The organism is Bradyrhizobium sp. 154 (genome assembly GCF_023073875.1).
In the GTDB taxonomy this organism is placed as follows: Bacteria; Pseudomonadota; Alphaproteobacteria; order Rhizobiales; family Xanthobacteraceae; genus Bradyrhizobium.
Map to the genome: position 1 here is coordinate 104520 of NZ_JADPKG010000123.1, position 15003 is coordinate 119522.

The following is a 15003-nucleotide window of genomic DNA, read 5'->3' on the forward strand; positions in this document are numbered from 1 at the left end:
GATATTTCCCATTTGGCAGGTTCGATAGACGCTTGTCCGAGCCGTCTATCTCGCACCTGCGGCACTGTCCCGCCGTTGCGCACCCGGCTAGTATGAGTCTGAGGTTCCGCAGAAAGCATCACGCTGTGAACGAGTTGTCCAACGCCCCCCGACTCTGCCGCCGCGAATCGGTTAATCCGGCTTCGCGGTGGCGGCTGGATCTGCCCGGCGGGGGGTGGATGTGACACAGGATGTTCCTGCGACCGCCATGCGGCGGTCTCCGGGGTCTGCGTCCTGGACGCGGCGCGCTGCGCGCTGGCTTGCGGCGCTGTGCCTCGCGGCGAATTCGGGCGCTTGCGTGCTGACGCAGGATCTTCCCGATCCCGCGCTCGATGTTCCCACCCAATACAAATACGCCGGCAAAGGGGATGCGCCGCCATCGCTGGATTGGTGGCGCGGTTTCCGCTCCACGGAGCTGACGCAGCTCATGGAGGAGGCGCAGACCGTCAACCTCGACATCGCCGCTGCGGTCGCGCGCATCGTCCAGGCCGACGCCCAGGCGCGGCAGGCGGGCGCGGCGCTGCTGCCGAGCCTGTCCACGGCCGGATCGGAAACCTATTCACGCACCTCGGGCTCCAGCGCCTCCGGCCTGTCCATAGGCGGGCGCGAAGTCGTCAACTATTCGGCCTCGTTGAGCGCGAGCTACCAGCTCGACTTCTGGGGCCAGAACCGCGATGCGCTGCAAACGGCCGAGGAGACGGCGAACGCCAACCGCTTCGATCGCGACACGGTCGCGCTGACGACGCTGGCGGCCGTCGCCAATGCCTATTTCCAGGTCCTGGCCTCACAGGACCGCATCAGGACCTCACAGCGCAACATTGCGAGCGCGCAGCGCATCCTCGATGCGGTCAAGGAGCGGCGCAGGGCCGGCACCGGCACCGATCTCGACGTCGCCCAGCAGGAGAGCGTGCTCGCGAACCAGAAGGCGCTGGTCCCGCCGCTGCGCCAGACGCTCGACCAGAACATCAATGCGCTGGCTGTCTTGGTATCGCGTCCGCCGGAGAGCGTGCGGGTGCTCGGCGGCTCGCTCGACCGGATCGCGATCCCCCGCGTCACGCCCGGACTGCCGTCGGAGCTCCTGACGCAGCGGCCGGACATCCGCCGGCAGGAGGCACAGCTCGCCTCCGCTACCGCAAACATCGGTAATGCCCGCGCGCAATTCTTTCCGACGATCCAGCTGACCGGCAATGGCGGCTATCAGAGCTCGGCGCTGGTCTCGCTATTCCAGCCGCATGCCGCCTTCTTCCAGCTCGTCGGCAGTGCCACGCAGCCGATCTTCGACGGGGGCAGGATCCTCGGCAATTTCGAACTGGCCAAGGCGCGGCAGGACGAGCTGCTCCAGACCTACCGCAAGACCATCGTCCAGGCTTTTGCCGACGTCGACAACGCGCTGTTCTCGATCAAGCAGACCACGATCAAGCTGCAATTGCAGCGCGACGTCGTTGCCGCCTCGCGCCGCGCCTTCGATCTCTCCGAGCAGCAATTGCGCGCCGGCACTGCCGACATCGTGACCGTGCTCAACACCCAACTGACCCTGTTTCAGGCGGAAGACGCGCTGTCGCAGGCCCAACTCGGACGGCTCCTCGCCATCGTCAGCCTGTACCAGGCGCTCGGCGGCGGTTGGGAGCCGAGGATGGAGAAACCGGTCAATGCTCTTTAAGCCGGAGACTAAGAAGGACGCGACGGAGGGCACGGCGAAAAAGTCGCGCGGCCGCGGCCTGATCATGACCCTGATCACGCTCGCGATCCTCGGCGGCCTCGGTTATCTCGGCTGGACCGTCACGCATCAGCAGCAAGCGAACAACCGCAACCAGCGACCCGATCTGCCGGCGCCGGTGCTGGCGGCAAGCCCGCGCATCCAGGACGTGCCGGTTTATCTCGATGGCGTCGGGGCGATCCGCGCGCTCAATACCGTGACCGTGCGCTCGCAGGTGGATGGCAAGCTGATCGCGGTCAATTTCACCGAAGGCCAGGACGTCAAGAAAGGCGACGTGCTCGGCGAGATCGATCCGGCGATCTACCAGGCCCAATACGACCAAGCCGTCGCGAAGAAGGCGCAGGACCAAGCCCAGCTGGCCAACCAGCGCATCGACCTTGCGCGCTACGAGCAGCTTGCCGCCTCCAATGCCGGCTCGAAGCAGCAGGCGGACACCCAGCGCGCGCTGGTAGCCCAGACTGAGGCGCTGGTGAAGGCGGATCAGGCCGCGATCGACAATGCAGCGGCGACGCTGAGCTACACTAAGATCGTAGCGCCGATCTCGGGTCGGGCCGGCCTACGCCAGGTCGACCAGGGCAACATCATCCATGCCTCGGACACCACAGGGCTCGTGGTGATCACTCAGCTGCAGCCGATCGCGGTGTGGTTCAGCTTGCCGCAACAGCAGATCATGCGCGTCAACGCCGCGGCGGCGAAGGGGACGCTCGCGGTCGACGTGTTCGGCAATGACGGCGTCACGGTGATCGATACCGGCAAGCTCACCGGCATCGACAACCAGGTCGACCAGACCACTGGCACGCTCAAGCTCAAGGCGGAATTTCCCAACGCCAATTACCAGCTCTGGCCGGGCCAGTTCGTCAATGTCCGCCTCAAAGTCGAGACCTTGACGCAGGCGCTGGTGGTGCCGACCTCTGCGGTGCAGCGCGGTCCGATCGGGACCTTCAGCTATGTCATCGGCGAGGACAACGTCGTCTCGGCCAAGCCCGTGACGGTGACGCAGCAGAACGAGCATGATGCCGTGATCGCCAGCGGCCTCTCGCCGAATGACAAGATCGTCACCACGGGTTTTGCCAATTTGTCCGACGGCTCCAAAGTGATCGTCGGCCGCGACGACCAGACCCCCTCGGCCGATCTAGCCCCGCGCAAGCGCTCGCGCGGGCCGGACGCTCAGAAGAAGGATGGTGCCAAAGAAGGCCAGAAGGAGGGACAAGGCAACGAGGGCGAGTTCCGCGCCAAGCGGAAGAGCAGCGAAGGCGATCAGAAGGGGCAGACCGGACCGGCACCGGGGCCGGGCGCATCGGGAAGTGGAGCCAAGCAGCCATGATCCCGACAACAGCCGCCTGAAGCGGCAGGCGTAGCCCATGGGTGTCTCCGAACCCTTCATCCGACGGCCGATTGCGACCTCGCTGCTCGGCATCGCGCTGTTGATCGGCGGCGCGCTCGGCTACTTCGCGCTGCCGGTCTCGGCGTTGCCGCAGGTCGATTTCCCGACCGTGCAGGTGACGACGCAGCTGCCAGGCGCGAGCCCCGACGTGATCGCCTCGCTCATCACCGCGCCGCTCGAGCGGCAGCTCGGCCAGATCCCCTCGCTGTCGGCGATAAACTCGACCAGCTCGTTCGGCGTCAGCCAGATCTCGCTTCAGTTCGACCTCAACCGCGACATCGACGGTGCGACCCAGGACGTGCAGGCCGCGATCAACGCGGCGGCTGGTGTGCTGCCCAAAACGCTGCCTTATCCGCCGACCTACGCCAAGGTGAATCCGGCGGACGCGCCGGTGATGACGCTGGCGCTGCGCTCGGACACGATCTCGCTGCGCGTGATGAGCGACATCGCCGACACCATTCTGGCGCAACGCTTGAGCCAGATTTCTGGCGTCGGACGCGTTTCGGTGCTCGGCGGGCTGAAGCCGGCCGTGCGCATCCAGGCCGATCTGGCGCGGCTGGCCGCCTATGGCATCGCCATGGAGGACCTGCGCACGGCGATCGCCAATGCCAACGTCTCCGGGCCGAAGGGATCGCTCGACGGCGCGCAACAATCCTACATCATTGCCGCCAACGACCAGATCGCCGCGGCGGACGCCTACAAGCCCGTCATCATTGCCTATCGCAATGGCTCGCCCGTGACCATCGCCGACGTCGCGCAGATCGTCGACGGCCTCGAGAACGACCGCACTGGCGGCTGGTACCAGGGCACGCCGGCGGTCATCATCGACATCCAGCGCCAGCCCGGCGCCAACGTCATCGACGTCGTCAGCCAGATCCGCGCCGAGATCCCCAAGGTGCAGCGCGCGATTCCTGCCGGCGTGAACCTCACCATCGTCTCCGACCGCACCGTCACCATTCGTGCTTCGGTCCATGACGTGCAGTTCACCTTGATCCTGAGCGTCGTGCTGGTGACCCTGGTGGTGCTGCTGTTCCTGCGTTCGCTACGGGCTACGTTGATCGCAGGCGTGGCGCTGCCGCTATCGCTGATTACGAGCTTCGGCATCATGTATTTTGCCGGCTTCAGCCTCGACAATCTCTCGCTGATGGCGCTGACGATCGGCACCGGCTTCGTCGTCGACGACGCCATCGTCATGATCGAGAACATCGTCCGCCACATGGAGAATGGCGAGAGTGCGATGGAGGCCTCGCTGAAGGGCGCCAGCGAAATCGGCTTCACGGTGATCTCGCTGACGGTGTCGCTGATCGCGGTCTTCATTCCGCTGTTGTTCATGTCCGGTCTCGTCGGGCGCATGTTCCGCGAATTCGCGTTGACGCTGACCATCGCCGTCGTCACCTCGGCGGTGGTCTCGCTGACGCTGACGCCGATGATGTGCTCGCGTCTGCTTAAAGCCGCCCACGAGGAGCTGGCGGTGCCGGGCCTCGCCGCTGTCAGCCGTTTCATCGACCGCACCGTCGAGGCCTATCACCGGACGCTGCTGTGGGTGCTGGAACGCCAGCGCGCCACCTTGGTCGTAACCTTTGCCACGCTGGTTGCGACCCTCGTCCTCTATGTCGTCGCGCCAAAAGGCTTCCTGCCGCTCCAGGACACCGCCTCGATCACGGCGGTGACGGAGGCCGGGCCCGACGTGTCGTTCGCGGAGATGCAGAAGCGGCAAGCCGAGGCCGCCGCCGCCATCAAGGCCGATCCCGACGTGGTTGGCGTGGTCTCCGTGATCGGGGCGGGCTCGGTCAACCCGACCACCAATGTCGGGCGCATCGTGATGACCTTGAAACCGCGCGGCGAACGGCGCGACGATGTCGCCGCGGTCGTGATTCGCCTGAAGGAGAGGGTATCTGGCATTCCCGGCATGACGGTCTATTTCCAGCCGGTGCAGGACGTGCAGATCTCGACCCAGTCGAGCCGCTCGCAATACCAGTACACGCTGACCGGCACCGATGCGACGCTGGTCTCGGAATGGGCGGGCAAGCTGGTGGCGGAGATGCGGCGGAATCCGCTGTTCCGTGACGTCTCCTCGGAGGCGCAGGAAGGCGGGCTGCGGGCGCAGCTCGACGTGGATCGCACGCGGGCGGGGCAACTCGGCGTCAGCCTCCAGGCCATCACCGACACGCTGAACGACGCCTTCGCGCAGCGGCAGATCTCGACTATCTACGGCCAGGCCAACCAGTACCGAGTCGTGCTGGAGGCGCTGCCGATGTACCAGCGCGACCCTTCGATCCTGTCAAAGCTCTATCTGCCGGGCGCCGCGAGCACCACCGTCGGCGCGCCAAGCGCCCAGGTGCCGCTGTCGGCCGTGGCGACGCTGAAGCGCACCACGGCGCCGCTCGCGATCTCGCACCAGGCGCAATTCCCCTCCGTGTCGCTCAGCTTCAATCTTGCGCCGGGCGCGGCGCTGGGCGATGCGGTCGAGGCGGTCAAGACGATCGAGACCCGGATCGGCATGCCCAACAGCATCGTCGGCGTCTATGCCGGCGATGCCGCCGAATTCGCCAAGGCGCTGGCCGGCCAGCCCTGGCTGCTGCTTGCCGCCGTCATCACCATCTACATCGTGCTCGGCGTGCTCTATGAGAGCTACATCCACCCGATCACCATCCTCTCGACGCTGCCCTCGGCCGGCGTCGGCGCTATCCTGGCCCTGGTGCTGTGCGGCCAGGACCTCTCGGTGATCGGCCTGATCGGCATCATCCTCTTGATGGGCATCGTCAAGAAGAACGCGATCATGATGATCGACTTCGCGCTGGAGGCCGAGCGCAGGCAGGGCATGTCGCCGAACGAGGCGATCGTGCAGGCCTGCCTCTTGCGCTTCCGTCCGATCATGATGACGACGCTGGCGGCGCTGTTCGGCGCGCTGCCGCTGGCGATCGAGAGCGGCACCGGCGCCGAGCTGCGCTTTCCGCTCGGCATCTCCATCATCGGCGGCCTGCTGCTGAGCCAGTTACTGACGCTCTATACCACCCCCGTGATCTACCTCGCGCTCGACCGCATCAACCGCCGCCTCGAGCAGGCGCTGCCGCCGGCCGAATCCGGCGGCCCGCCGATTGCCGGCGCGACCGAGGGGATGCAGTGATGGCATCGATCTCGGAGCCCTTCATCCGCCGCCCGGTCGCGACCACGCTGCTGTCGATCGGGTTGTTCCTGCTGGGTGTCGTCGCCTACCAGTTCCTTCCCGTTGCCTCGGTCCCGAATGTCGACTTTCCCGCCATCTTCGTCTCTGCCAGTCGCCCCGGCGCCGATCCGTCCGTGATGGCCGCGACCGTGGCCTCGCCGCTGGAACGGCGGCTCGGCGAGATCGCCGGCATCAACCAGATCACGTCCACAAGTTCGCTCGGCACGACCAACATCCAGCTCCAGTTCGACATCGGCCGCAACATCGACAAGGCCGCCCGCGACGTGCAGGCAGCCATCAACGCCTCGCTCGTCGATCTGCCCAGCGACCTGCCGACGCTGCCTCGCTTCCGCAAAGCCAACACGGCCGGCGCGCCCGTCTTCGTGCTCGCTTTGACCTCGAAGACGCTGTCGGCCAGCGCGATCTACGACGTCGCAGATACGGTCATCGCGCAGCGTATCTCACAGGTGCCTGGTGTCGGCGACGTCACGGTCTCCGGCGCCGACCAGCCGGCCGTGCGGGTGCAGCTCAATCCCGTCGCGCTGTCGAATGCAGGTATCGCCACCGACGACGTCAGGACCGCGATCATCAACGCCAACCCGCTCGGTCCCGTCGGCATCTTCAACGGCGAGCGCCAGAGCGAGACGCTGGCCCTCAATCGGCAGATGCGCACGGCGAAAGAGTTCCGCGACATCGTCATCAAAAGCTCCAACGGCAATTTCGTGCGGCTGTCCGACGTCGCCGATATCGAGGATTCCGTCCGCAACGCCCGCTCGATCGCCTGGTTCAACAAGCAGCCGGCGGTGCTGATCCAGATCACCAAGCAGGGCGACGCCAACGTCATCGGCACGGTCGATCGGGTGAAGGCGCTGATCCCCGCGCTGAAGCAGTGGATCCCGGCCGGCGTCGAGATCTCGACGCTGGTCGATCGCACCGGTACGATCCGCGCCAGCGTCCTGGATATGCAATGGACCTTGCTGGCAACCGCGCTCCTCGTCATGGTCGTGGTGTTCGTGTTCCTGCGGCGGCTGACGCCGACGATCGCAGCGGGCATCTCGGTGCCGCTGGCGCTGGCCGGCACCTGCGCCGGCATGTGGGTCGCGGGCTTCTCGATCGACAATCTCTCGCTGATGGCGCTGGCGATCTCCGTCGGCTTCGTGGTCGACGACGCTATCGTCATGATCGAGAACATGTTCCGCAATCTGGAGCACGGCATGCGGCCGTTTCGGGCGGCGCAGGAGGGTGCGAAGCAGATCGGATTTACCGTGGTCTCGATCAGCCTGTCACTGATCGCAGCGTTCACGCCGTTGATCTTCATGGACGGCATCGTCGGCCGTCTCCTGCGCGAATTCTCGCTGACGCTGACCTTCGCGATCCTGGTCTCGACGCTGGTGTCGCTCACGGTCACGCCAATGATCTGCGCCCATTACATCCGGCAGACCACGTCCGGCACCGCGACGTTGTTCGACCGCCTGATCGAGGGCTCGCTGTCGCGCATCGTCGCCTTCTACACCCGCACTCTGCGCACCGTACTGGAATTTCCGCTGCTGACGCTGCTCGTATTCTTCGCCACCATCGGCCTCACGGTGACGCTCTACATCAAGGTGCCCAAGGGCTATTTCCCGACCGATGATTCCGGTTTCATCATCGGCGCGACCCGCGCTTCGGCCGACATCTCGTTCCAGTCCATGCTCGGCCTCCAGCAGCGGCTCGCCGACATCGTGATGCAGGATCCGGCCGTCGCCGGCATCGGCTCGACCGTCGGTAGCGGCGGCGGCCCGGGGGCGGCGACCTCGAACCGCGGCACCATGTTCATCAGCCTGAAGCCGCCGGAGGAGCGCGAGCACGTCTCGACGCAGGTCGTCATCGACCGTCTCAGGCGCGCATTGTATCCCGTGCCCGGCATCCGCCTGTTCATGTTCGCCGCCCAGGACGTGCGCGCCGGCGGGCGGCAAAGCGATTCCGACTACCAGTACACGCTGACCAGCACCGATCTCGGCCTGCTGCAGAAATGGGCGCCGATCGTGGCCAAGCGGATGGAAAGCATCGAGGGCATCACCGATATCTCCAGCGACCGCGATCCCGGTGGGCTCCAGCTTACGCTCAGCATCGATCGCCAGAAGGCCTCGGCGCTGGGCGTCAGGGTCCAGGACATCGACAATGCGTTGAACAACGCTTTCGCGCAGCGGCAGATCGGAATCATCTACACCCAGCGCAACCAGTACATGACCGTGCTGGAGATCGACCCGAAATTCCAGGTCGATCCCTCCAATCTCGATCGCATCTATGTCGCCGGCGCCGGCGACGCTCAGGTCCCATTGTCGGCCGTGGTGCACGCAACGCGCGGACTTGCCGCGCTCGCGGTTTATCACTCGCAGTCGTTCCCCTCGACGACAGTCTCGTTCAACCTCTTGCCGGACGTGCCGCTCCAGGCCGCGACGCAAAATATCCAGCGTGCGGTCGAGGAATTGCACATGCCCGAGGGCATCCGTGGCAGCTTTGACGGCAATGCCGGCGATTTCGCCAAGACCAGCGGGCGTCAGCCGCTCCTGATCCTCGGTGCGCTAGTCGCGATGTATATCGTGCTCGGCGTGCTCTATGAGAGCCTTGCCCACCCGCTCACGATCATCTCCACGCTACCGTCAGCCGGCCTCGGCGCGCTGCTTGCGCTTCAACTGACCAATACGCCGCTGACCGTGATCGCCTTCGTCGGCATCATCCTGCTGATCGGCATCGTGAAGAAGAACGGCATCATGATGGTCGACTTCGCTCTCGATGCCGAGCGCCAGCGCGGATTGTCGTCGGCGGAGGCGATCTTCGAGGCCTGCCAGGCGCGCTTCCGCCCGATCCTGATGACGACAATGGCGGCGCTGTTCGCCGGCATTCCGCTGGTGGTCGCGACCGGCCCCGGCACGGAGCTGCGCCGACCGCTCGGCATCACCATCATCGGCGGTCTGTTCGTCTCGCAGATCCTGACGCTCTACACGACGCCAGTGATCTACCTCCTGATCGACCGTCTGAGACGGCGAACCGCGCCGCGCCCGCTGCCCGCGCCGGCGGAATAGGTTGTTGAAGCGTCGCTTGGAGCGTATAGCGGCGCCATGTCCAACCAGCCCGACACCGCTGCCGCGCCGACCGAGCCGATCCCCGAATGCCCGCACTGCCAGAAGCCGATGCCGCTGTGCATCTGCGACACCGTCACGCCCATTGAAAATCGGCTGTCGCTCCTGATCCTCCAGCATCCGCAGGAACAGGACAGGGCGCTCGGCACCGCGCGGCTGCTCGCTAAGCATTTCGTAGATGCCACGCTGCGCGTTGGCCTGTCCTGGCCGAGCCTGTCCAAGGCGCTGGGCCGGCCGGTCGAGAATGCCGCGCGGTGGGCCGTGCTCTATCTCGGCTCGGCTCGCGCCGCCGATCTCGAGGCCGAGGGCGAGATCGTCGCGCTCAACCGCAAGGGTGAGATCGCGGACAACCAGCGCGCGATCCTCGGCAAGCTCGAAGGCGTCGTGCTGCTCGACGGCACCTGGAGCCAGGCCAAGGCGCTGTGGTGGCGCAATCCCTGGATGCTGAAATGCCAGCGCGTGATCCTGAACCCGGCGCACCCCTCGCGCTACGGCCGCCTGCGCAAGGAGCCACGCCGCGACGGTCTTTCGACCATCGAGGCCGCGGCGACGATCCTCGCGGCCGTCGAGCGGCGTCCCGATATCGCCGACACCCTGCACGCCAGTTTTGAACGACTGTTGACACGCTACCGCGAGGTCCAGGCCGAGATGCCGGAACTGGCGCCCAAACCTGCCCCGAAGGGCCGCCGCGACTTCCGGCGTCGCAAACGAGCCTGACCCAAGCCTACATCGTGCTGCGCGTTCTCGCCTGCATCTACCAACCGACCGATGGGGTAAAGGGACAGCTGGCCCATCGGGGTTGCCTAAACCTTTCATCCCCTATATTGCTCCGGCCTTACGGGGCCACGTGGCGGAGTGGTTACGCAACGGTCTGCAAAACCGTGTACACCAGTTCAATTCTGGTCGTGGCCTCCATTACAAGCTACGGAAACTGCTTGTAGACTTCATTCGGTCTCAGTTCCGCTGATCCGGCCGGCCAGCGGATTGCAAATTCTAGGTAGCGGCGCACAGCAAGACCGGTCCCACCGAGTTCGCGACAGTACGGCGGCCCGCTGATGTCTCTGGGCCGAGATTGCTGTTCGAAACGGCTCTGCGACGAGAGGCGTGTCGGTCAGTCGCGGTGACCCCCGGGCTAGTCTAGGACGCGCCGAAGCGCCCCCGAAGAGAATGGATTCTCCACCTAATCCTAGTGCAGCACGCGGGCGGCTTCGGCGAGCCGGACTTTCTCTCTGAGATCTTCAAGTTCCTCGATTGCGTCTAACAACGCGAGCAGCTTGTCGCGGGCAGCATGTGTCAAATTGGACTTCGGACGCTTTGAAATACGAGCTCGCTGTCCCATCAGTGCACGCCTCCATGCTTGGGCAGGTCCAATAGGCAAGGAGCGTGCCTGTCCCGCAAAACCACGCCTATCAATCGAGCGCTGGAAAGATCGTGGGTGGCATCGTCCGATCTATCCCGAAATCCGAGCTGGAGGGAGCTCGACTCATTCGTGGGGCGCGCGATGCTTAACAGCATCGTTCAAAAATCCCGCAAGGGCGGGACGCTTCCGTTTACGATGAAGGTAGTCAGCAGGCTGCGTACCAGCCGTCCGGAAAGGGGAGGAGAGGCCAGGCGCCCTCATTATCATTGGCGGCCCTGGGCGTTGCGACGCACGACCACGAACGGGGCACGAATTCCTCCTTCGGCGCGGGCGTGCAATCTTCGTGAATCATGGCGCCCCCGACGGCATCCAGCAGCAAGTTGAATTCGGCTTCGCTCATCGCACCCTCCGGAAAGCAGACGGCCCAATATCGCAAAGCCGGCTTGTTTCCCGATTGACCCGGTCGTTCGCATTTTAACGATCCGGCGCTCGGGTCCCGATTGGTTAGCGAGTCCTGAAAATCCCCTTGGAACTTAGGTTCCTGAGCCTTGCCCGCAGTGTGAAAGAAGTCACATCGTCCCGGCTTTATTTCTCGCAAACGTTGTCGCGACCCCGGCCAACGCCGCCGGGCGGGCAGAGCAGAACGGGAGAGCGGTCATGAAGGTGAGGTTCTTGCGGTTTGCAATTGTGAAGAGCCGGGCGCGCCGCGCCTCGACGGTCGGGCTTTTCCTGACGATGTTTGCCTCCGCCGCCCATGCGCAGGGAACGCCGGAGCAGCGCCGGGCCTGCACGCCCGACGTCTACCGTCTCTGCGCCGGCGAAATCCCCAACGTCCGTGCCATCACCGCGTGCCTGCGACGTCACCGGGCCAGCCTGAGCGAAGCGTGCCGCGGCGTGTTCGACCAGGCCGGCGGGTAGTCGTCTCTGTGGATTTGTGCGCAGCAAGTGGCGTGCGCGCCACGCAAATCTGTTGAATCCGCGCTTGTGAATATGCTGCGGACAGGCTGTTGAGTGATCGAAAAGCCAACGTCGGTCCGCACGCGTCGATCCCAATGACGGAACGTCTCGGACTACGTTTTGCTCCATCGGAGCTTCGCCTCTACAGAAATTCTGACTTAGCGCATTGTCCGGCCACCTCATCCCAGTCAGAGGGGACGAGAAACCTAAGTTCGCCGCCTGCCATTATTGCGAACGCATTGCGAAGGACGACGAATTCGTCCTTTGCAAGCGCAACTGGCTTTGTTATACGCAGCCGCGCGCGAACGACTGGTTCGCCTTTTCCTCGGTAGCTCAGCGGTAGAGCATCCGACTGTTAATCGGATGGTCGCTGGTTCGAATCCAGCCCGGGGAGCCAAATTTTATCGCCAGTTCAACGAGTTGCGATAGCGCCTTCACGTGCCGCGCGATTTCGTTGCGGCAATATCTGAACTGCTTCCACGATCCCGACGCGCAATCAAACTCAACCAGACGTGTGCAATAGCGCCTTGGCGCCATGAGGACGGCGCCAAATCGACTCAATTCAAATCGAGCTTGCCCCGTGCCGGATCCTTACGGAGCTGATTCCCATGCCAGACATTCAGATCGACCGTTCTCATAGGGGACCCTCGATCCTGCCGGCCGACATTCCCGAACTCAGCGACGACGAATGCATCGCTTGTCTTGCGCGTGCGGTCGAGGCACCCGATTCGGCACGGCTGGACGAGGTCGCCGCTCTGATCGGCCGCCTCGCGGTGGCGATCGAATGATGCGTCCCGCACCCTGATCCTGATGCGGTGAGCTGCGCAAGCCCATGGGGCTCCTCGCGGCCAACGGCCATGTTGCGTTTTCGGCGGGCATGTTTCAAAGATGCCGCCAATTCATCTCCGCGGCATCGTCCGCATTCCAGGGTCCGCAAATGTCCGGTTTCTCGACTGCGCGCCAAAAAATGGTCGATGGCCAGGTGCGCACCAATGACGTTACCGACCGTCGTATTCTCGATGCCATGCTTACGGTTCCGCGCGAGGCCTTCGTGCCGGCCAGCAGGCAGGCGTTGGCTTATCTCGACCTCGACCTCGATGTGAGCGAGGGCGGCGCCAAGCGGTTCCTGATCAAGCCGCAACTGACCGGCAAGCTGCTCCAGGCCGCCGAAATCGGCCAAGGAGACAATGTGCTGATCGTCGGCTGCGCGACGGGCTATCTGGCCGCGCTTGCCGCCAAGCTCGCGCGCCAGGTCACGGCGACGGAATGTGATCCGGGTCTGGCGGCGAAGGCCAAGGACGCCTTCGCTGCCCTTGGGCTCGCCAACGTTACCTGCAAAGTCGGCTCCTGCAGCGAGGGTGATCCGTCCACCGCTCCTTATGACGTGATCGTCCTCAATGGCGCTGCCGAGATAACCCTGGAGGGGCTGCTCGGGCAGCTGAAGGAAGGCGGGCGCCTCGTGGGAGTGTCGGCCGAATCCAGGCCGCCGCGGGCCATGATCGTGACAAAGACTCATGGTGAATTCGGCCATCGGGCGTTGTTCGACGCCGCCGCCCCGGTCCTTCCCGGGATGGAACGGGCCGCCGCCTTCGTTTTCTGAGGCCCGGAGCCGAAAAATCCCGTTCTGAATCAGAAGTGTGGCCGGGATGCTGCACGTGAAGAGTTTCCACCGAGAACTACCCTGAGGTGGTTCCGCCGCGACAATCCCCGTCCTATGTTGCGGCGGGGCAACGACTCCACTCGATAGACGGTACCCAGCTCGCGGGCACGAGCCGGGCGTTAGAATGAACGGAATTTCAGGGATGCATGGGGTGAAGCTCTTCACCGGAGCTGCGGTTTCGGTCCTGCTGCTGTCGCTAGCCGGGCCGACGCCTGCCTTGGCGGACACGATCGAGTCCGCGCTGGTGCGCGCCTATCAGAACAATCCGCAGCTCAACGCACAGCGTGCCCAGGTGCGCTCGACCGACGAGAACGTGCCTCAGGCATTGTCGGGATATCGCCCCAGAGTCGCGCTGACGGCGAGCGCCGGTTATCAATATCAGGACACGCTGACCGCGCCGGGCAGTGCCCCAATCAATGGCACCACCGTTCCCCGCAGCGCGGGCCTGACGGTTTCGCAGACGCTCTACAACGGCAACCAGACCGCCAACAGGACGCGCGCGGCAGAGAGCCAGGTGTCCGGTGCTCGCGAAGCGCTGCGCAGCCTCGATCAAAGCGTGCTGCTTCAGGCTGCAACGACCTACATGGACTATCTGCGCGATGCCGCCACGCTGGAAGTCCAACGCAGCAACGTGCGCGTGCTCGAGCAGACGCTGAAGCAGACCCGTGACCGCTTCAATGTCGGCGAAGTGACGCGTACCGACGTCGCCCAATCGGAAGCGCAACTCGCTGCCGGCAGGACGCAGGCGCTTACCGCCGAAGCCAATCTCACCACGACGCGCGCGAATTTCCGTCGCATCATCGGCAACGAGCCGACAAACCTCGCGCCGGGCTCGCCGGTCGACCGGTTCCTGCCTGCGACGCTCGCTTCGGCCGTCGAGCTCAGCTTGGTCGAGCATCCCAACGTCACGGCCGCAATGTTCGGCATCGACGTCAACTATCTGCAGGTCAAGGTCGCCGAAGGCGCGCTGCTGCCCACGGTCACGTTGCAGGCCAGCGCAACGCAGGCCAATGAACAGTCGCTGATTCAATACAGGTCGTTTAGCGCAGCCGCGGTCGCACAGGCCTCGTGGCAGCTCTATGATGGCGGCAATCAATATGCGCTGATCCGTCAATCCAAGGAAAACCTGGCGCAGCAGCGTCTCAATCTCGAAACCACGCGCGATCAGATTCGTGCGACCGTGGTTCAGTGGTGGGGGTCGTTGCAGGCCGGTAAGGCGCAGGTGCAGTCCGCGCAGGCGCAAGTTGCGGCATCCGAGATCGCGCTGAATGGCGTGCGCGAAGAAGCCAAGGCGGGTCAGCGCACCACGCTCGACGTCCTCAACGCGCAGCAGGCCTTGGTCAACGCGCGCGTCGCGCTGGTCACCGCGCAGCATGACCGCGTGGTTGCATCCTATAACGTTCTCGCGGCTGTTGGCCGCCTGTCGCCGCAGGTGCTCGGCCTCGCGACCACGGTCTACGATCCCTCCGTGCATTACCAGCAGGTCCGCGACAGCTGGGCCGGTGTACGCACGCCTGACGGACGCTGATGTCCGTAGTGATCCGGTCGGTCTCGCGAAGTGCCGAGGCCGACTGGCGCTTTGCTTGCAATCATCAAAA

General features: G+C 64.6%; 11 protein-coding genes and 2 tRNA genes. 11 read left to right on the forward strand and 2 right to left on the reverse strand.

What is annotated here, in order from left to right:
* Positions 1 to 247 precede the first annotated feature (247 nt).
* From IVA92_RS34465 to IVA92_RS34490, 6 genes are all read left to right on the forward strand, one after another.
* Positions 248 to 1699: an efflux transporter outer membrane subunit gene (locus tag IVA92_RS34465; protein ID WP_247281065.1), complete on the forward strand. Its 1452-nt coding sequence runs from the start codon at positions 248 to 250 to the stop codon at positions 1697 to 1699.
* Positions 1689 to 3080, forward strand: coding sequence for an efflux RND transporter periplasmic adaptor subunit (locus tag IVA92_RS34470; protein ID WP_247281066.1), 1392 nt, complete (start codon positions 1689 to 1691; stop codon positions 3078 to 3080). The genes IVA92_RS34465 and IVA92_RS34470 overlap by 11 nt, the downstream gene beginning before the upstream one ends.
* Positions 3081 to 3117: 37 nt before the next feature.
* Positions 3118 to 6267 carry an efflux RND transporter permease subunit gene (locus IVA92_RS34475; RefSeq protein WP_247281067.1) on the forward strand — a complete coding sequence of 1050 codons (3150 nt, stop codon included), beginning with the start codon at positions 3118 to 3120 and terminating at the stop codon, positions 6265 to 6267.
* Entirely contained in the window at positions 6267 to 9371 is a 3105-nt protein-coding gene (locus tag IVA92_RS34480) for an efflux RND transporter permease subunit (RefSeq protein WP_247281068.1), read from the forward strand. The genes IVA92_RS34475 and IVA92_RS34480 overlap by 1 nt, the downstream gene beginning before the upstream one ends.
* Positions 9372 to 9407: 36 nt before the next feature.
* On the forward strand, positions 9408 to 10145 hold the full coding sequence (locus tag IVA92_RS34485; RefSeq protein ID WP_247281069.1) for a tRNA-uridine aminocarboxypropyltransferase: 738 nt from the start codon (positions 9408 to 9410) through the stop codon (positions 10143 to 10145).
* Positions 10146 to 10269: 124 nt separating this feature from the next.
* Positions 10270 to 10343: transfer RNA gene (locus tag IVA92_RS34490), tRNA-Cys, on the forward strand.
* 271 nt (positions 10344 to 10614) lie between these two features.
* Here the strand turns inward: IVA92_RS34490 and IVA92_RS34495 are convergent.
* Positions 10615 to 10767, reverse strand: coding sequence for a hypothetical protein (locus IVA92_RS34495; RefSeq protein ID WP_247281070.1), 153 nt, complete (start codon positions 10765 to 10767; stop codon positions 10615 to 10617).
* 226 nt (positions 10768 to 10993) lie between these two features.
* Entirely contained in the window at positions 10994 to 11188 is a 195-nt protein-coding gene (locus tag IVA92_RS34500) for a hypothetical protein (RefSeq protein ID WP_247281071.1), read from the reverse strand.
* A gap of 257 nt (positions 11189 to 11445) precedes the next feature.
* Here IVA92_RS34500 and IVA92_RS34505 point away from each other — a divergent pair, with 257 nt between their 5' ends.
* The 5 genes from IVA92_RS34505 (at position 11446) to IVA92_RS34525 (ending at position 14933) form a co-directional block, all read left to right on the forward strand.
* Positions 11446 to 11706 (forward strand): hypothetical protein, encoded by a 261-nt coding sequence (locus IVA92_RS34505; RefSeq protein ID WP_247281072.1) that lies wholly within the window; start codon positions 11446 to 11448, stop codon positions 11704 to 11706.
* 361 nt (positions 11707 to 12067) lie between these two features.
* Positions 12068 to 12142 (forward strand) — tRNA-Asn (locus IVA92_RS34510).
* 211 nt (positions 12143 to 12353) lie between these two features.
* On the forward strand, positions 12354 to 12533 hold the full coding sequence (locus IVA92_RS34515; RefSeq protein ID WP_247281073.1) for a hypothetical protein: 180 nt from the start codon (positions 12354 to 12356) through the stop codon (positions 12531 to 12533).
* Between the two features lie 149 nt (positions 12534 to 12682).
* On the forward strand, positions 12683 to 13345 hold the full coding sequence (locus IVA92_RS34520) for a protein-L-isoaspartate O-methyltransferase (protein WP_247281074.1): 663 nt from the start codon (positions 12683 to 12685) through the stop codon (positions 13343 to 13345).
* A 202-nt stretch (positions 13346 to 13547) separates the two neighbouring features.
* Positions 13548 to 14933, forward strand: coding sequence for a TolC family outer membrane protein (locus IVA92_RS34525; protein ID WP_247281128.1), 1386 nt, complete (start codon positions 13548 to 13550; stop codon positions 14931 to 14933).
* The last annotated feature ends 70 nt before the right edge of the window (positions 14934 to 15003 follow it).

Bases quoted from the DNA above. Each gene is read 5' to 3' on its own strand.
- IVA92_RS34470 (WP_247281066.1), top strand. From the start codon at position 1,689: ATGCTCTTTAAGCCGGAGACTAAGAAGGACGCGACGGAGGGCACGGCG.
- IVA92_RS34500 (WP_247281071.1), bottom strand. From the start codon at position 11,188: ATGAGCGAAGCCGAATTCAACTTGCTGCTGGATGCCGTCGGGGGCGCC.
- IVA92_RS34520 (WP_247281074.1), top strand. From the start codon at position 12,683: ATGTCCGGTTTCTCGACTGCGCGCCAAAAAATGGTCGATGGCCAGGTG.
- IVA92_RS34465 (WP_247281065.1), top strand. From the start codon at position 248: ATGCGGCGGTCTCCGGGGTCTGCGTCCTGGACGCGGCGCGCTGCGCGC.
- IVA92_RS34515 (WP_247281073.1), top strand. From the start codon at position 12,354: ATGCCAGACATTCAGATCGACCGTTCTCATAGGGGACCCTCGATCCTG.
- IVA92_RS34505 (WP_247281072.1), top strand. From the start codon at position 11,446: ATGAAGGTGAGGTTCTTGCGGTTTGCAATTGTGAAGAGCCGGGCGCGC.
- IVA92_RS34485 (WP_247281069.1), top strand. From the start codon at position 9,408: ATGTCCAACCAGCCCGACACCGCTGCCGCGCCGACCGAGCCGATCCCC.
- IVA92_RS34475 (WP_247281067.1), top strand. From the start codon at position 3,118: ATGGGTGTCTCCGAACCCTTCATCCGACGGCCGATTGCGACCTCGCTG.
- IVA92_RS34480 (WP_247281068.1), top strand. From the start codon at position 6,267: ATGGCATCGATCTCGGAGCCCTTCATCCGCCGCCCGGTCGCGACCACG.
- IVA92_RS34495 (WP_247281070.1), bottom strand. From the start codon at position 10,767: ATGGGACAGCGAGCTCGTATTTCAAAGCGTCCGAAGTCCAATTTGACA.
- IVA92_RS34525 (WP_247281128.1), top strand. From the start codon at position 13,548: ATGCATGGGGTGAAGCTCTTCACCGGAGCTGCGGTTTCGGTCCTGCTG.